We start from the raw sequence: 16,627 nt of genomic DNA, 5'->3' as shown, positions 1-16,627 counted from the left end.
GGGTTTTGCGGGGTCATGTCTGTCGTCTCCTTGAGGTGTGTCGCGGTGCGCTTGTCACGGGATACGCGTGGGATATCGGCGGCTCCGTGGGCCTGGGATGTCGGGATGCCGGGACGCATACGTACGTCAGCGGTGGGCCGAGGCCCGGGAGAGGGCGACGGCGGCGTGCGTGAGGAGCCCGAGAGCGGCCGCTCCGCAGGCGAGTGCGGATACGGTTCCGCCGCCCCAGTCACGGACGAGGGCCCGGACGGGCACGGCGAGGAACTCACCGCCCGGGAGCCGGCCCGCCGGCGCGGACGCGCAGGCCAGGGCTTCCACGGCACAGGCGGCGGCGAGTCCGGTGGCCGCCGGCTCCGGAAAGCCGTGGACCGTCAGCAGCCGGGCGAGGAACAGCAGGGTGCCGAGGGTGACGGTGGGAGCGAGTGCGCCCGGTTCGTCGTCTCCGAAGACGGGCGCGGCGAGCAGCGAGAGACCGGTCAGAGCGGCGGCGTACAGTCCCACGGCGGCGAGCAGCAAGGGACGCGCACCGGCCGCGAAGTCGGCGAGTCCACGGCTGTCCGTGAGCCGGCGCCGCGCCTGTACGGAGAAGAGCCGGGCGCACCAGGCGGCGGGTGCGACGGAGCAGGCGAGCACCGCGAGAGGCGTCAGGGTCGCGGACCAGGAAGCGCCCGGGCCGTCACCGGCGAGCCGGTCCAGCACCGCCTCGCCGCAGAGCAGAAAGGCCAGCAGCCAGTACACCCAGAGCCCGGCGGCCGGGGCCCGGCGGCCCTCGGCGCGCAGCGGCCCGCGCCGGAGGCAGGCGGAGAGCGTTCCGGAGAGCGCGCAGGCTCCCGCCAGGGCTATCGCGAGCTGTCGTTGCCCGCTGCTGTGCGCGAGGGCCACCAGCGTCAGTGAGCACACGACGCCGGGCAGCAGGGCGAGGACGGCCCACCGGGACCGGTCCGTCCAGCCCGCGCGCCCGTCCCGGCCCGCGCCGGAATCCGCACCGGTCGCGGGCCGGCCGGCGGTCTCCAGGTCCGTGCCGCGCGGGACGCGCGCGTACAGCTCCTCGGCGAGCGAGAAGACGTCCCGGTGCCGGAAGCGGGCGGCGGTCCGGTCGGTGATCCCGTGTGCCTCAAGACCGGCGGCGATCTCCAGTGGGTCGACCGCCTGCTCGCAGAGCAGCCGGTGCCGGTGCATCAGGGTTCTGACCGGATCGACGGGCCCGCGCCGGGCGGCGGGGTTCCTCGCGGCGGCGCCGGACGGCGCGGCGGGGCCGGCCGCCTCTTCCGGTGGACGCGCCGCCGGAGTGGGAGGCTCGCCGGGAAGGAGCGTCTGGAAGCGGAAGTCCCAGCGGTCCGGTCCGGTGGAAGCCGGTGCGTCCGGCGTATGGGGTGTGCGCGGCGTATTCAGCGGTGTATTCGGCGTGCGCGGTGGATTCAGCGGTGTATTCAGCGGTGGATTCAAGGGAGCGCCTTCGTCAGACATCGCTCTCACCCGCTCCGGCGCGCGCGCCGACGGGTACGGCTGTGTCCGGACGGCGCGGCGGGCGCTGCGGCAGCGGCGGGCGCCCGGCGGTCCAGCGGCCAGGGACATAGGTCTCGGCCGGGTTGGCGAAGGGCAGCGGCTCCCCGGCGGCGTCCACGGCCTCCGCCGGTCGCCGTACGGGGCTGCGCGAGATGAGTTCCAGATAGATGCCGTGGAACGCCGCGAGGTTCTGCTCGACGCTGAAGAGTTCCAGCGCCCGGGAGCGAGCCGCCGCGCCCAGCCGGTCGCGGCGCTCGGGGTCGCGCAGCAGCGCGACGCAGGCGTCCGCGAGCGCCCGCGGATTGCGCGGCGGCACCACGAGCCCCGTACCGCCGATGACTTCGACGACCGCGCCGACATCCGTGGAGACCGTCGCCCGCCCGCAGAACATCGCCTCGACAAGGCTGATCGGGAAGCCCTCGACCACGCTGGAGAGGACGACCACACCGCCCGCCGCGTAGGCGTCGGGCAGCTCGGGGACTTCCGGGCCGCCCATCTCCTCGAAGGAGACGGGATTGTCGCCGGCGCTGTGCGCGTCGGCCGCCTCGTCGGGAAAGAGCTGCGCGGCCAGGCCCCGGCAATAGCTGAGATAGGCGGTCGCGGCGGGGCCCGGCGCGGGCGCGCCCACGATCCGCAGCCGGGCGCCCGGTTCCGCCTTGCGGACCTCGACGAAGGCGTGCAGCAGCGAGACGAGGTCCTTGGCCGGTTCGATCCTGCCGACCCAGACGAGGGTGGCGGGGTCGGCGCTGTCGGGTCCGTCACCCACCGTCGAGAACCGCTCCGCCTCCACACCGGGATAGACCGTGCGCAGCTTGGCGGGGTCGGCGCCGCATCTCTCCTGCCAGCGTCTGGCATGGGTGTTGCCCGGGGTGATGACGCTCGCCTGCCGGTAGACCTCGGCGGCCAGCCGTCCCTGGAAGGCGGCGAGCAGGGCGCGGACCGGGGCGCCGACGGAGGGCTCCGCCGGCGCGCTCACTCCGGCGGTGGCGAGGTAGTGCGCGCGCAGTTGTACGCCGTACTCCGTCACCAGCAGCGGTACCCCGAAGAAGCGTTTGGCCAACAGGCCCGACAGCGCCGCGGATCCGGCGGACGCGGCATGGCAGAGGTCGGCCGCGCCCAGACCGTCGTCGCCGTACCAGTCGAGCGAGAGGGGGCGCAGAGTGCGCTCCAGCCGATCCGCGAACGTCAGGTAGTCGGCGACGGTGGCGGATTGCACGCTCCGGCGTGCGCCGGGAGCCCGGCAGGCGGCCTCCAGCAGCCGTACGGCGGCTTCGGAGCGCAGTGCGGCGTACAGTCCGCCGCGCTCCCTGGCCAGGTCGGCCAGTCCGTAGAGGCCCGCCGCGAAACCGTCCGCGCCTCCGGAGCCCGCGGCGCCTTCCGGGCCTTGCGCGTCGGCGGAGCAGACGGCCGCGACCAGTTGTCCGAAGTGGGCCGCGAACCGGCGCCGGTCACGCCGGCCATGGCCGCGGCCGTCGTCGGCCGACGCCCACAGAGACGCGGTGCGCACCCGCTGGACCTGCGGCGGCAGCTCTATCCAGCCGCGTTCTTCCTGCTGGGCGCTGCGGCCCAGCGCGTAGATGTCGAACTCGTGCTGTGCGAGCCCGCGCACGAGCCGGTCGCACCAGAGCCTGGACTCGCCTGTCGCATACGGATAGCCACCGTCCGTAAGCAGTCCGATCCGCACGAGGACACCCCCGATCTCCCTTGTGGACGGCCGCCGTTGATCCGGCGACTCGCAGCGGGAAGACCGTAAGCGGACAGACCGGTGGTACGACGGACGGTTGTCCGTCGCACCACCGGAAGGGGTGAATGCACGTAACTTTCTCGGACCCGCGGCGTTCAGTCGCGCTACGGAGCCCTTTCCTTACGGAAGGTCAGGCCACGGCCATACCTTCGGGGAGTGCCTTGCGAGCCGACCGGCGCGCGGCGGCGCGGGCCGGGTCGAGCGCGGGCACAGCGGCGAGAAGCTGCCTCGTGTACGGGTGGGCGGGCGCGCCGTACACCTCGTCCACGCTGCCCTGTTCGACGATCCTGCCGTTCCGCATGACCGCGACCCGGTCGCTGACCTGCCGTACGACGGCGAGGTCATGAGCGATGAAGACCAGCGCCAGGCCCAGCTCCCGCTGGAGCTCCGCCAGGAGCGCGGTGACCTGCGCCTGGGTCGTCACATCGAGTGCGGAGACGGGCTCGTCGCAGACGATGAGCCGCGGCTCGGCCGCGAGCGCCCGGGCGATCCCGACGCGCTGGCGCTGGCCGCCGCTGAACTCGTGCGGATACCGGTCGTACCGGTCGGGATCGAGGCCGACCCGCTCCAGCAGTTCGCGTACCCGCGCGACGATCCGCGTCTCGTCGAGCACTCCGGCGGCCCGCAGCGGATCGGCGACGGACTCGCCCACGGAACGGCGTGGGTTGAGCGAGGAGACGGGATCCTGGAACACCATCTGGAGCTCGCGCCGGTAGGGCCGCAGCTCCTTCTCGGACAGCGACCCGATCTCCGCGCCCCGGTAGCTCAGCCGCCCGCCGCTCGGATCCAGCAGCCGTACGAGCATCCGGCCGAGGGTGGTCTTGCCGCTGCCGCTCTCGCCGACGATGCCCAGGGTCTCGCCGGGACGGACGGTGAGCGACACGCCGTCCACGGCGGTGACCGTCTGGCGTCCGCGCCGGAACTCCCGCCGCAGGCCGTCCGCTTCGATCAGCACGTCGTCCGACCGGTCGGGGCCGGGCCGGGTCAGCACCGCCGCGTCCACCCGGGGCACCGCCGCGAGCAGTGCGCGCGTGTAGCCGTCCTCCGGAGCGCCGAGCACCTCGGCCACCGCGCCTCGCTCCACCTCCCGGCCGTGCCGCATCACCAGGATCTCGTCCACGCTCTCCGCCGCGACGCCGACGTCATGGGTGACCAGCAGCAGCCCCATGCCCGTCTCGCGGCGCAGATCATGGAGGAGGTCCAGGATCTGGGCCTGGACGGTGACATCCAGCGCGGTGGTCGGTTCGTCGGCGATCAGCAGCCGTGGTTCGCAGGCGAGCGCCATCGCGATCAGCGCGCGCTGGCGCATCCCGCCGCTGAATTCGTGCGGCCGGGCCTTCGCGCGGCGCGCCGCGTCCGGGATGCCGACCCGGTCGAGGACCTCCACGGCCCGTGCGCGGGCCGCCCGTCGCGAGGCGTCCGTATGGACCCGGTAGACCTCGGCGATCTGGTCGCCGACCGCGTAGTACGGATCCAGGGACGACAGCGGGTCCTGGAAGACCATCGCGGCCACCGCTCCGCGCAGCGCGCGCAGTTCGCGGTCGGACGCCGCGTTCACATCCGTGCCGCCGACCCGCACCGTGCCGCCGACGCGGGCGCCCGTCCCGCGGTGCAGACCCAGCAGCGCGCCCGCGACCGTGCTCTTGCCGCTGCCGGATTCACCGACCAGGCCGATCGCCCGGCCGGCGCCGAGCGAGAAGGACAGCCCGTCCACGGCCCGTACGGTCTCCTCTCCCGGCGAGAAGTCGACGGTGAGGTTTTCCACCAGGACCAGTTGCTCCGTCACAGGAGAGCCACCCTTCGGTCGGCCGCGGCGTACAGCAGGTCCGCGACCACGTTCGCCAGCACGACGGCCGCGCCGATGACCAGCACCACTCCCACCACCACCGGCAGGTCGACATCGCGTACGCCGTCGATCAGTGTCTTGCCGATGCCCGGGATGTTGAAGAGGGACTCGGTCAGCACCGCGCCGCCCATCATCGTGCCGAGGTCCAGGGCGCTGAGCGCGATGACCGGTGGCACGGCGCCGCGCAGCGCGTGCCGCGCGACGACCGTCCGCTCGCCGACGCCGTACGCGCGGAAGGTGCGGATATGGTCCTCGGCCAGCGTCTCCAGCGTGGAGCTGCGCGTCAGCCGCGCGTATTTGGCGCTTTCGAAGAAGCCCAGCGCGAGCCAGGGCAGCAGCATGTTCCAGGCCCACTGCTCGGGATTGTCGGACAGCGGCACATACGACGGGAACGGCAGCCACTGGAGATACGCGCACACCACCATCAGAAGCAGCAGCCCGAGGATGAAGACCGGCGTGCCGGTCCCTGCGAGAGTGAGCACGGTCAGCGCGCGCTCCGTGAACCCGCCCCGGCGCAGCGCCGAGAGCAGTCCGCTGCCCACGCCGATGATCAGGCAGATCGCCATCGCGCCGAAGGCGAGCGAGGCGGTGGCCGGCAGCCGCTCCAGGATGAGCTGCGTGACCTGCTGGTCGGTCTGGTACGAGAAGCCGAGGCAGGGCGCGTCGCAGTGCAGCGCGGCCGTGCCGGTGGAGTAGTCGCGCCCGGCGAAGATCCCCTGGAGGAAGTGCGCGTACTGCACATACACCGAGTCGCCGAGGCCGAGCTGCTCACGCACCTGCGCGACCTGCTGCGGGGAGCACCGTTCGCCGCAGGCGAGTCTCGCCGGGTCGCCCGGCGCCAGATAGAAGAGCGCGTAGATCACGACGGAGAGCACGAGCATGACGAGCAGCGCGCCGCCGAGCCGTTTGAGCAGATAGCGGGTCATGAGGCCGTTTCCCTGGACATCTTGCGGGACTTCCGCGTCCCGATCCGCAGCCTGCTGGCTTCCCTCGGGTCCAGCGCGGTCCGCACCGCGTCGCCCAGCACGGTGAAGGCGAGGACGGTCACGAACAGCAGCCCGGCCGGGAGCAGGACATACATCGGGTCCGCCCGGAACCAGGTCTGCGCGGTCGACAGCATCTGTCCCCACGACGGCGTCGGCGGCTTGACCCCGACACCCAGGAAGGACAGGGACGCCTCGATCACGATGTTCGAGGGCAGCAGGATCGCCGCGTAGGTGATGACGGGCGCCGCGAGCGACGGCAGCAGCTCGCGCCGCGCCACCCGCCAGCGGCCGGAGCCGCCGAGGCGGGCCGCGGCCACGAAGTCGAGCTGCTTCAGCGTCAGCGTCTGCGCTCGGACGATCCGTGACGTACCGCCCCAGTTCAGCAGCCCGATGACCAGGATCAGCAGCAGCGGGCGCGGGAAATCGGCGGGCACGACGGCCGTCAGCGCGATGGCGAGGACAAGCATGGGCAGCGCGATCATCACATCGGTGATCCGGCTGAGAAGGCTGTCGAGGAAACGGTTGCCGAGTCCGGCCGCGAGGCCGACCGCGACACCGATCACCACCTGCACCACGGTCGCGCCCACGGCCACGAGCAGCGAGATCCGGGCTCCGTACAGCACGCGTACGAACAGGTCCCGCCCGGTGCCCGGTTCGACACCGAGCCAGTGGTCGCCGCTCACGCCGCCGAACGAGCCGAGCGGCACACCGCCGCGCGCCGAGTCCACCAGTGAGTCGTGGTACGAGTTCGCGTCCTGGCCCTCCAGCGCGGCGAGCAGCGGCGCGGCGAGCGCCAGCACCACCAGCAGGACGAGAACGCCGGCCGAGACGACGGCCGCGGGACGTGCCCGCAGCCGTCGCCACGCCTGGCGGGCGCCCGAGGCGGCGGGCGTCGCCGCCACCGCCCCGGGCGCCAGCAGATCAGGAACAGTGCTCACTTGACCGCGACCTGCGAGATGTCGAGCACACCGGTCCAGTCGCTGATCACGACATTCTTGACGTCCTTGCCGACCAGCCGCTTGTAGACCGGGTGGAAGAGCGGCACGTCGAGCGCCTGCTCACCGATCTTCTTGTCGAGCGCGCCCCACCGCACGGCGGCGGCGTTCGGGTCGGTCAGCTTGTTGATCTCGTCGATCTCCTTGTTGACCGCCGGGTCGTCGAGCTGCGCGTGGTTGAAGTTGGCGCCGTCCTTGACGATCTGCCGGCCGTCGAAGATCGGAGCCAGGAACGGGCCTCCGGACGGCCAGTCCGCGCCCCACCGGGAGATGAAGAAGCCGGGGCCGTTCTTGACGGTCCAGCGCGCCTCGTTGAACGCGTTGGGCTCCAGGCCCACCAGCTTGACCGTGATCCCGGCCTGCTTCAGCGCCTCCTGGACGGCCGTGGCGACCTCGGGGCTGGTCTCGCGGTTCTGCTCGGTGGAGTGGGTGAGGGAGATGGTCAGCCCGTTCGGGTAGCCGGCCTCCTTCAGCAGCTCCTTGGCCTTCGCCGGGTCGCCGGTCTTGCCTGCCGGGAAGTGGTCGTACGGCGTGTAGCCGAACGCCTTCTGGTTCGGCAGGAAGGTGGTCGCGGGCTCGGCGAGAGCGGAGCCGCCGGCCGCGTTGATGACGCTGGTCCGGTTGACCGCGTACGAGATCGCCTGGCGCACCTTCGGGTTGTCGAACGGCTTCACCTTCGGGTTGAAGGCGAGGTAGTTCGTGTAGCCGAAGTGCCCGGTGCCGACGCGGCCGGAGAGCGCCTTGTCATTGCCGATCTGCGCCAGCTCGGCGGGGCCGAGGTTGGTGTCGGTGGTGATGGCCGCGGCGTCCGCGCCCGAGCTGGTGGTCAGCCGCTGGTTGATGACGGCCGAGTCGAGGCCCGCCTTCACGTCGATCTTGTCCGGGTAGGCGTGGCGCTCCGCGTCGGTCTTCTCCGACCAGTTCGGGTTGCGCTCCAGCACGAGGTGTTCGCCGTCGCCCTCGTTCTTGACGACCTTGTACGGACCCGAGGAGACGGGGTGCTCCTCGTACTTCGCTCCGGTGTCCTTGGCCTTCGGCACCGGCGCGAACTGCGTGGCGGTGGCCAGGAAGGGGAAGTCGCCCTCGGGCTTGTTGAGCTTGAAGACGATGGTCCTGGCGTCCGGCGTCTCGATCGAGTCGAGGCCCTTCTTGTCCTTGTACGGGCCCTGGTAGTCCGCGCCGCCGATCAGCCAGTCGCGCAGATAGGGCGCGCCGCCGGAGAGCTCCGCGGCGAACGAGCGCTCGACGCCGTACTTGATGTCGGCACTGGTGACCGGGGTGCCGTCCTCGAACTTCAGGTCCTCTTTGAGGGTGTACGTCCACTCCGTGGCGTCCGCGTTGGGACGGCCGGTGTCGGTGGCGAGGTCGGGGACGACCTCGTTGCCGGCCGCGCCGTTCTCACGGTTACGGGTGGTCAGCGTACGGAAGACCAGCGAGGGGATGTTGCCGCCGCCGGACGTGTAGAGGCGGGCCGGGTCGAAGTCGCTCTGCGCGGAGCTGTTCAGGACGGAGAGCGTGCCGCCCTTCTGAGGCTTGGCCGTGCCTGTCGCACCGGCCTTGGCATCGTTGTCCTCGGGGCCCGCGCAGGCCGCGGCACCGGCTGCCACGACCAGGGTGACGGCTGCCGCTGCCACGCGGCGGGATATGACGGACGGTTGACGCATCGGAAGAGGCCTCTCGGTGTGCTGCACAGGCAGAGTTTCAGCGGGAAGAAGGAGAAAAGGCGCGAAACGCCCATCGTCCGCACAGACGGCAGTGACGGAGAGGAAGAAGAGGATCTGCCTGCCACACCCATTCGCGGACGAAATACGCCCAGGCGCGGACACTTACGGCGAAAAGGCTCGGCCGACGCGCGCTCGGGCTGGCGTCAGCGACAGTGAATGTCTGCCACGCACAGCGCGGTCACGCCAATGAGCGTGAGCTCAATGACGGCATGACCGGTAGCGGCGCGGCGGGGTGACATGCCCAAAAATATGAACGACCCCGCGCCCGATGTCAACGTCGTTTGAGACGGCCGTCTCAATCTTCGGGATATGGCCAGGGATTGGCCTCGCATTCGATGCCGTTGAGGCTCAGCGACTTGGTCTGCTGCTGCATCACCGGAGCGGGCGCGCCAGGTGTCTCACAGTCCTCGTGATTGTGTTTGAGCCGGTGTCCGACCTCATGGTTGATGAGCATCTCGCGGTAGCTGAACATCGCGTCGTCGCCATAGGTCTTCGCGCCCTCCGCCCAGCGGTACGCGTTGATCATCACGCGATCGGTGAAGAGCGAGTCGCACGACACATTGTCGACGGTCGTGTCCAGACCGGACTTGGCGCACCAGACGGCCGTCGTCCCCGGGCTCGCCAGAGTGACGACGAAGTCGGCCTTGCCGCCGGAGATCCGCTCGAAGGTCATGGCGCCCCGGTGCGCCCAGCTCCGGTCGTCGTTCAGGGTCTTCTGGACGGCTTTCGCGAAGAGGTTCCCGTCCAGGCCGAGACCGTTCTCGACATCCACCCGGTAACGGAACTTCCGTCCCTTGCCCGGCGCCTTCTCGAAGCCGGGCACGGCGGTGAAGTCTCCGGACGCCTTCATCCTGGGATCGAGCGAGAGCCTCTTGGCCATCAGTTCCTCATAGCCGGCGACCGGCGGCGCGGCCGGTGCCTCGCCGACCGGTGTCGGCCGGCCGTCCGAGCGGGAGGCGTCACCGCCGGCCGGGCCGCGGTCGAGGCGCTCCGCCGCCTTGGCGTCGACCGGATTCCCACCGCCGTCGGCGACCTGACCGGCCACCACGACGGCGAGCACCGTGATCACCGCGGCGGCGGCGATCCCGGTGAAGGCGCGTCCCTTGCCGCCCTTGGCGGGCCGCTCAGGTCCGCCGCCGGCCGAGCCGGTCCCGTCAGCGCCGTCCAGGTCGTCGAGCGAGGGATACGCGGGTGGCGCGGCGGCCTGCCGCGAGGCGGCCCTGGAGGGCGGCGCGTCGAACGCGTCGAAGACCTCGAACGCGTCCAGGAACTCGCGTCGCGGTCCCGGGATCAGCGGTACCTCGGTCGCGGGCGACCGCTTCTGCCGCGGTGGAGCCGCGGGGCGCGGAGCGGTGCGGGCGTCACCGTAGCGCTGCGCCGAACCCCAGCCGCCGCCGGACTCACGCTGTTCGGGATGGCCGCCGCGCACCTGCGGACCGCCGCCGGCCGGCGCGCCGTGCTCCACATCCGCACGCTGCCCGAGGTCCTGGCCGGCCCGGGAATTCCCGCGCCTGCGCTTGCCCGCGGCCGCCTGTTCCGGCTCCGGTTCGCCGGACGCGCCGCCGGCCGTGCTCTTCGAGCCCTGGGGAGCGGGGCCTCTGCGGCTGTGTCGTCCCACGCGCCGGATCAGCTCCTGCTGTCGTAGTCGTCGATGAGTTCCCGGCAGGCCTGGGCGACCTCCCGCGGGTACTCCATCATGGCAACATGCCCCGCGTCAGGGAGTGTCAGGAGCCGGGAATCACGGAAGGCGGCCGACGCCCGGCGGGCCATACGGTACGAAACCAACTGATCCCGCCCGCCGTAGACAAGCAGGGTCGGCGCGAGCACCCGCTCGGCCTGCCGCCACAGCCCGTGCTGACCGCCGAGGGTGTAGGCGTTGACGATGCCTCGCGCCGAGCGTGTCATCGCGTCCCAGAAATACGGCAGTTGAAGCCGGCGCTCCATCTCCCGCACCGCGTTGAGCAGCTCCTCCTCGGTCACCGTCGACGGGTCGCCGTAACAGAGCGCCATCATCCCGCGGGTGCGCTGCTCCGCGGTCCAGTCCTTGGTCAGCCTGCCGAACAGCGCGGTGACACCGGGCACCGCCAGCAGCGCGGTGGGGACGGCGGAGCGCTGCACCCGGAGCTCCGGCAGCGCCGGTGAGACCAGGGTGAGCGTGCGCACCAGATCGGAGCGGACGGCCGCGACCCGGGTGGCGACGGCGCCGCCGAGCGAGTTGCCGAAGAGATGCACGGGACCGCGCCCGCTCGCGTCCAGCAGCCGGATCACCGCGCGGGCGTGACCGGTGACCGAGTAGTCGCCGTCGTCCGGCGGCGGTGAGTCTCCGAAGCCGGGCAGATCCACGGCCTCGCCGTCGACCACGTCCTCCAGGAGCGGCATCAGCGAGGACCAGTTCTGCGAGCAGCCGCCGAGCCCGTGGACATACAGCGCGGGCGGCGCTCCGGTACGGGTGGCGGGCCGCGACCGTAAGGTCAGCGTGACCCCGGACAGTGCCACGGAACGGAGCGTCTCGCCCTCCGCGACCCGTACGGGACTGACCCGCGGAGCCGCCGCGGCGGCGAGGGATTCCGGCAGCTCGGTCGAAGACATACGGCAATGTTACGAGACGATCACGCATGGATTTGTGTGTTCGGTGTCACGGACCGCATGGCGTTACGCATCCGGGACTCCTACGCTCGTAGTGAGGGGCCGCTCGCCCCGCGCCCCTCTTTCCTCCGCGAAGAGAAAGGGCACCGTATGCCGGAAGACCCGACGGATCCCGAGACACTCGAAACGGACGACGACGAGGAAGTCGAGCTGGACGAGGAGACCCCGGAGGCCGACGCCGTGGAGCAGCACACCGAGGTGCGGCCACGGGGCGACGAGCCATTGACGCGTATCGATCCGGGCAAGGCCAGCGAGGGAGACGCCGTCGAGCAGGCACGGGCCGTCGACCCGGACGAGGACGACGAGGATTATCGCTGAGCCGCCTCATGGGCGGCGTTCGCGCCTGTCCGGGGAGGTCTCCCGGTCACCAGGTGCGTCCGGTCCGTGAAATTCTGCGTTCGCGCCACGCACAGCCCCGTTACCCAAAAGTACGATGGCCGGGCGGCGCAACGCGCGCACGGAACGATCTTTGGGAGGCGGCGTGACAGCCATAGAGCAGACCGAGGCGGCACGCCCGCGAGGCACCCGCCTGCCCCGCCGCGCCCGACGCAACCAGCTACTGGGCGCGGCACAGGAAGTATTCGTGGCCCAGGGCTACCACTCCGCCGCGATGGACGACATCGCGGAACGGGCCGGCGTCAGCAAGCCGGTCCTGTATCAGCACTTCCCGGGGAAGCTGGAGCTGTATCTCGCGCTGCTGGACCAGCACTGCGAGGCGCTCCTCCTGGCGGTCCGTACGGCGCTGGCGTCGACGACGGACAACAAACTGCGCGTCGAGGCGACGATGGACGCCTACTTCGCCTACGTCGAGGACGAGGGCGGCGCGTTCCGGCTGGTCTTCGAGTCGGACCTGACGAACGAGCCGGCGGTGCGCGAGCGCGTCGACCGGGTCGCGCTGCAGTGCGCGGAGGCGATCTCCGATGTGATCGCCGAGGACACCGGGCTGTCGAAGGAGGAGTCCATGCTGCTGGCCGTGGGCCTCGGCGGCGTCTCCCAGGTGGTGGCCAGGTACTGGCTCTCCAGCGAGTCCGCGATCCCGCGCGAACAGGCGGTCCGGCTGCTCACCTCACTGGCCTGGCGCGGTATCGCCGGCTTCCCGCTGCACGGCAGCGAGCAGCACTGAGGGCCGTCCCGGCGGCGCTTGTTCGCTGCGGGCGTTGACCACGGCGTCCTGCGCGCCGTCCGGCCCGGCTAATGTGTGCTGGGTACAGCGCGGCTGACCGCGCAACGCACCGACCGTTCGGAGGGACATAGCCGTGGAGGTCAAGATCGGCGTGCAGCACGCGCCCCGGGAGATCGTTCTGGAGAGCGGGCAGTCCGCCGAGGAGGTCGAGCGCGCCGTGGCCGACGCGCTGGCCGGCAAGGCGCAGCTCCTCAGTCTCACGGACGACAAGGGGCGCAAGGTCCTCGTACCGGCCGAGCGGGTCGCGTACGTGGAGATCGGTGAGCCGACGACACGACGGGTCGGATTCGGCGCGCTGTAGAACGCGTCGTCACGGACATCCGGAACGGCCCCGCGGGACTCCCGCGGGGCCGTTCCGCTGTGCGCGGAAGGCGCCTCCTCCGGTGATCGCGAAAGGGTTGCGCCGCATGTCGTTCGGGTAGTGACGTGCTGGGTCGGACAGCGGTCCAGACCCAAGTGCCCACTCCCGGCGATGAGGTGATCAGCAGTGATCTGGGAAGCTCTCGGATCGGTCCTGCTCGGACTCGGTCTTTCGTGGGCCGCGGCCCGTCGCCTGCCTCACCGGCTTCCCGCGCGCCGGACCGTTTTCATCACCGGACCGGTCGGCGCTCTCTTCGGCGCTTATCTGACGCATATGGCGCTCGGCGCCGGTCATGTCCTGGCGACGCTCGGCGGCGCGCTGCTGGTGGGAGCGGTGCTCTTGTCGCTGCTGCTCCGCCCCGCGAGCCGCCGGCTGAGCCGGGCCCTGCCCTGAGGCAGGTCCGGCGGAGCTCAGGGCCGCCGGACAGTCCCTGGACCACACTGGACCGCCCTGTACCGGGCGGTCCGGCTTCGGCTCAGGCCGCCAGTCCCAGCGCGGCCATCCGCTTGGTGTGGGCCTCGGTGATCCGGGAGAACATCCGGCCGACCTCCGCGAGATCGAAGCCGCCGCCCACTCCGCCCACCAGCATCGTGGAGAGCGCGTCCCGGTCCGCCACCACACGCTGCGCCTGCGAGAGCGCCTCTCCCATCAGCCGCCGCGCCCAGAGCGCCAGCCGTCCGCCGACCCGCGGCTCGGCCTCGATCGCGGCGCGGACCTTCTCCACGGCGAAGTTGCCGTGTCCGGTGTCGTCGAGGACGGCCAGCACCAGAGCGCGGGTGTCGGTGTCCAGCCTGGCGGCCACCTCGCGGTAGAAGTCGCTGGCGATCGAGTCGCCGACGTACGCCTTGACCAGGCCCTCCAGCCAGTCCGACGGCGCGGTCAGCCGGTGGAAGTCGTCCAGCGCCTTGGCGAACGGCTCCATCGCGCCGGTCGGCTCGGCGTCGACCGCGCGCAGCCGCTCATTCAGCCGCTCGAAATGCTGGAATTCCGCGGAGGCCATTTTGGCCAGCGCCGCCTTGTCGGCCAGGGTCGGCGCGAGCTTGGCGTCGTCCGCCAGCCGCTCGAAGGCCGCCAGCTCGCCATAGGCGAGCGCTCCCAGCAGATCCACGACCGCGGCGCGGTACTTCGGCTCGGCAGAGGCCGTGGCCCAGTCCTGCGCGGCGATGCCAGTGGGCTCCTCGGCTACGGGTGCGGGTGCGGTGGCGTTGTGCGGCGTCTCCATGAACGGCACAATAGCCCGCTCTCCGCGCCGTGTAAGGGTCCGGACAAACACCGCCGCCACACCGTTTCGACGAATTCGCCCGACACACATGCACGATTCCGGGGTACAGTGGTAATGCGCCTGCCGACTATCCGGTGGGCGATCGCAGTGTTTGTGCGAGGGGCGTTCCCTCGGACGAACCCACACGAGGATGCCCGGTCGGTGGCCCGATCGGCTCCGACCCGACCGCCCTCCGTGCGGATCGTACGCACAGCAGCGTACGAACTGCAGATGAGGGGCCCCCTCAGCGGCACGAGCGCTCGAGCGATGGCAGTGGTCCCGCGCCATCCGGCCAATCCACGGCCGGCCGAGTACCCAGGTGCGGTACGACCCCCGCGTTCGCCTCGCGCCGCGTCTCACAGAAGAGGCAGCACCCTGACTACGACTTTCCGAGACCTCGGAATCCTCCCCGAGACGGCTGAAGCACTCGAAGCCGTCGGCATCATCACTCCGTTTCCCATCCAGGAGATGACCCTCCCGGTCGCGCTCAGCGGCAAGGACGTCATCGGACAGGCCAAGACCGGCACGGGCAAGACGCTCGGCTTCGGCCTCCCCCTCCTTGAACGCGTCACCGTCCCGGCGGACGTCGAGGCCGGCCGCGCCGTGCCCGAGAAGCTGACCAACGCCCCGCAGGCGCTGGTCGTCGTCCCCACCCGGGAGCTGTGCACGCAGGTCACCAACGACCTCCTGACCGCCGGCAAGGTGCGCAATGTACGCGTGCTGGCGATCTACGGCGGCCGTGCCTACGAGCCGCAGGTCGAGGCCCTCAAGAAGGGCGTCGATGTGATTGTCGGCACCCCGGGCCGGCTGCTCGACCTGGCGGGCCAGAAGAAGCTCGATCTCTCGCATGTGCGCGCGCTCGTCCTGGACGAGGCGGACGAGATGCTCGACCTGGGCTTCCTGCCCGACGTCGAGAAGATCATCCAGCTCCTGCCGCCCAAGCGCCAGACGATGCTGTTCTCCGCGACGATGCCCGGTGCGGTCATCGGCCTCGCCCGCCGCTACATGTCGCAGCCCACGCACATCAGCGCCACCTCGCCGGACGACGCGGGCGCGACCGTGGCCAACACCACGCAGCGCGTCTACCGTGCCCACTCCATGGACAAGCCGGAGATGGTCGCGCGCATCCTCCAGGCCGAGGGCCGCGGGCTCGCGATGATCTTCTGCCGTACCAAGCGCACGGCGGCGGACATCGCCGACCAGCTCGCCCAGCGCGGCTTCGCCTCCGGCGCCGTCCACGGCGACCTGGGCCAGGGCGCCCGTGAGCAGGCGCTGCGCGCGTTCCGCAACGGCAAGGTGGATGTACTGGTCTGCACCGACGTCGCCGCTCGCGGTATCGACGTCGAGGGTGTGACGCATGTCATCAACTACCAGTCGCCGGAAGAGGAGAAGACCTACCTCCACCGCATCGGCCGCACGGGCCGGGCGGGCGCGTCCGGTACGGCCGTCACGCTGGTCGACTGGGACGACATCCCGCGCTGGCAGCTCATCAACAAGGCGCTGGACCTCGGCTTCCCGGACCCGCCGGAGACGTACTCCACGTCCCCGCACCTGTTCGAGGAGCTGGCCATTCCGGCCGGGACCAAGGGCGTCCTGCCGCGTGCCGAGCGGACCCGCGCCGGTCTCTCGGCCGAGCAGGTCGAGGATCTCGGCGAGACCGGAGGCCGTGGCCGCAAGTCCGCCGCCGCGGCGGTGCAGGAAGAGCGCCCGGCCCGTACGCGCCCGCCGCGCCAGCGCCGCCGTACTCGCGGCGGTTCCGCGCTGGACGACATCGAGCAGCAGGTCTCGGACCCGGGAGCGCCGGCGGTGGAGGCTCCGGAGAACGCGGAGCGGCCGGCCGAGCCGCGCGCCCCGCGCCGGCGCCGGCGCACCCGCGTCGGTGTCGCGTCCTCCGGAGCGGAGACCGCGCTCCTGGAGTCCTCGGAGGTCCTCACAGAGTCCGTGGTGACCGAGCCCGTGTCCGTGGTGACGGAGCCGGAGGCCGAGACCGCGCCCAAGCAGCGCCGTCGCCGCACCAGGGCCGTGAAGCCGGTGGCCGAAACGGACGGGCAGGCGGAGGCGGCTCCGGCCGCGGAGACACCGGCCGAGGCCCCTGAGGCCGAGGCCAAGCCCCGCCGCAGGACCCGCGTCGCCAGGACCAAGCCCGCGGCCGACACCGCGGTGACCGTCGAAGCCCCGGCCGAGGCCCCGGAGGCCGAGGCGGAGACAAAGCCCCGCCGCCGGACCCGCGTCGCCAAGACCGCCGCCGTCGCCGCCGCGACGACCGCGGAGGCGCCCGAGGCGGAGGCGGTGCCCCAGCCGCGCCGCCGGCGCACCCGTACGACAGCGGCCCAGCCCGAGAGCTGATCCGCCGCCCGACGGCCCGGCCCCTCCCG

The 16,627-nt window shown here is 71.5% G+C and carries 16 protein-coding genes; 6 read left to right on the top strand and 10 right to left on the bottom strand.

The genetic code is table 11. From position 1 onward, the window contains the following. Positions 1-126: 126 nt before the first annotated feature. From PV679_RS18050 to PV679_RS18010, 9 genes are all read right to left on the bottom strand, one after another. Positions 127-1,446, bottom strand: a complete 1,320-nt coding sequence (locus PV679_RS18050; RefSeq protein WP_319681318.1) for a hypothetical protein — start codon at positions 1,444-1,446, stop codon at positions 127-129. Positions 1,447-1,459: 13 nt separating this feature from the next. Continuing rightward, positions 1,460-3,190 (bottom strand): DUF3492 domain-containing protein, encoded by a 1,731-nt coding sequence (locus tag PV679_RS18045; protein ID WP_319681317.1) that lies wholly within the window; start codon positions 3,188-3,190, stop codon positions 1,460-1,462. 190 nt (positions 3,191-3,380) lie between these two features. Beyond that, positions 3,381-5,036: an ABC transporter ATP-binding protein gene (locus PV679_RS18040; RefSeq protein ID WP_319681315.1), complete on the bottom strand. Its 1,656-nt coding sequence runs from the start codon at positions 5,034-5,036 to the stop codon at positions 3,381-3,383. After that, complete coding sequence (locus PV679_RS18035; protein WP_319681314.1) at positions 5,033-6,022, bottom strand: ABC transporter permease; 990 nt, start codon at positions 6,020-6,022, stop codon at positions 5,033-5,035. Before PV679_RS18035 ends, PV679_RS18040 begins: the two co-directional genes overlap by 4 nt. Further along, on the bottom strand, positions 6,019-6,984 hold the full coding sequence (locus PV679_RS18030) for an ABC transporter permease (protein WP_416069749.1): 966 nt from the start codon (positions 6,982-6,984) through the stop codon (positions 6,019-6,021). The genes PV679_RS18035 and PV679_RS18030 overlap by 4 nt, the downstream gene beginning before the upstream one ends. A gap of 32 nt (positions 6,985-7,016) precedes the next feature. Beyond that, a complete protein-coding gene (locus PV679_RS18025) occupies positions 7,017-8,741 on the bottom strand; it encodes an ABC transporter substrate-binding protein (protein WP_319681312.1) in 1,725 nt (574 codons plus the stop codon). A gap of 203 nt (positions 8,742-8,944) precedes the next feature. Continuing rightward, on the bottom strand, positions 8,945-9,040 hold the full coding sequence (locus PV679_RS18020) for an Ms4533A family Cys-rich leader peptide (protein ID WP_319681311.1): 96 nt from the start codon (positions 9,038-9,040) through the stop codon (positions 8,945-8,947). Positions 9,041-9,096: 56 nt separating this feature from the next. Continuing rightward, complete coding sequence (locus tag PV679_RS18015; RefSeq protein WP_319681310.1) at positions 9,097-10,419, bottom strand: DUF3152 domain-containing protein; 1,323 nt, start codon at positions 10,417-10,419, stop codon at positions 9,097-9,099. 8 nt (positions 10,420-10,427) lie between these two features. Continuing rightward, positions 10,428-11,390, bottom strand: coding sequence for an alpha/beta hydrolase (locus tag PV679_RS18010; protein ID WP_319681308.1), 963 nt, complete (start codon positions 11,388-11,390; stop codon positions 10,428-10,430). Between the two features lie 26 nt (positions 11,391-11,416). Between PV679_RS18010 and PV679_RS36200 the strand changes: the two genes are divergently transcribed. From PV679_RS36200 to PV679_RS17990, 5 genes are all read left to right on the top strand, one after another. Beyond that, positions 11,417-11,482 (top strand): cytochrome c3 family protein, encoded by a 66-nt coding sequence (locus tag PV679_RS36200; RefSeq protein WP_416069748.1) that lies wholly within the window; start codon positions 11,417-11,419, stop codon positions 11,480-11,482. 55 nt (positions 11,483-11,537) lie between these two features. Further along, positions 11,538-11,765 (top strand): hypothetical protein, encoded by a 228-nt coding sequence (locus PV679_RS18005; protein WP_319681307.1) that lies wholly within the window; start codon positions 11,538-11,540, stop codon positions 11,763-11,765. Positions 11,766-11,928: 163 nt separating this feature from the next. Continuing rightward, positions 11,929-12,570, top strand: a complete 642-nt coding sequence (locus tag PV679_RS18000; protein WP_319681306.1) for a TetR/AcrR family transcriptional regulator — start codon at positions 11,929-11,931, stop codon at positions 12,568-12,570. A 133-nt stretch (positions 12,571-12,703) separates the two neighbouring features. Beyond that, positions 12,704-12,931, top strand: coding sequence for a DUF3107 domain-containing protein (locus PV679_RS17995; RefSeq protein ID WP_046500385.1), 228 nt, complete (start codon positions 12,704-12,706; stop codon positions 12,929-12,931). 186 nt (positions 12,932-13,117) lie between these two features. Continuing rightward, positions 13,118-13,384, top strand: coding sequence for a hypothetical protein (locus PV679_RS17990; protein WP_319681305.1), 267 nt, complete (start codon positions 13,118-13,120; stop codon positions 13,382-13,384). An 82-nt stretch (positions 13,385-13,466) separates the two neighbouring features. On the opposite strand, the gene PV679_RS17985 is transcribed toward PV679_RS17990, so the two are convergent. After that, complete coding sequence (locus PV679_RS17985; RefSeq protein WP_319681304.1) at positions 13,467-14,213, bottom strand: ferritin-like fold-containing protein; 747 nt, start codon at positions 14,211-14,213, stop codon at positions 13,467-13,469. A gap of 507 nt (positions 14,214-14,720) precedes the next feature. Here PV679_RS17985 and PV679_RS17980 point away from each other — a divergent pair. Further along, a complete protein-coding gene (locus PV679_RS17980; RefSeq protein ID WP_319681303.1) occupies positions 14,721-16,598 on the top strand; it encodes a DEAD/DEAH box helicase in 1,878 nt (625 codons plus the stop codon). Positions 16,599-16,627 lie beyond the last annotated feature (29 nt).

Source organism: Streptomyces sp. AK02-01A (assembly GCF_033795305.1).
In the GTDB taxonomy this organism is placed as follows: domain Bacteria; phylum Actinomycetota; class Actinomycetes; order Streptomycetales; family Streptomycetaceae; genus Streptomyces.
The sequence above is the reverse complement of the archived record's forward strand: the minus strand, read 5'-3'. Positions and strand labels throughout refer to the sequence as shown.

What these genes read in the sequence shown, in the direction of transcription:
- PV679_RS18035 (WP_319681314.1), bottom strand. Translation starts at nt 6,022, where the DNA reads ATGACCCGCTATCTGCTCAAACGGCTCGGCGGCGCGCTGCTCGTCATG.
- PV679_RS18025 (WP_319681312.1), bottom strand. Translation starts at nt 8,741, where the DNA reads ATGCGTCAACCGTCCGTCATATCCCGCCGCGTGGCAGCGGCAGCCGTC.
- PV679_RS18020 (WP_319681311.1), bottom strand. Translation starts at nt 9,040, where the DNA reads ATGTCACCCCGCCGCGCCGCTACCGGTCATGCCGTCATTGAGCTCACG.
- PV679_RS18010 (WP_319681308.1), bottom strand. Translation starts at nt 11,390, where the DNA reads ATGTCTTCGACCGAGCTGCCGGAATCCCTCGCCGCCGCGGCGGCTCCG.
- PV679_RS18005 (WP_319681307.1), top strand. Translation starts at nt 11,538, where the DNA reads ATGCCGGAAGACCCGACGGATCCCGAGACACTCGAAACGGACGACGAC.
- PV679_RS17985 (WP_319681304.1), bottom strand. Translation starts at nt 14,213, where the DNA reads ATGGAGACGCCGCACAACGCCACCGCACCCGCACCCGTAGCCGAGGAG.
- PV679_RS17980 (WP_319681303.1), top strand. Translation starts at nt 14,721, where the DNA reads ATGACCCTCCCGGTCGCGCTCAGCGGCAAGGACGTCATCGGACAGGCC.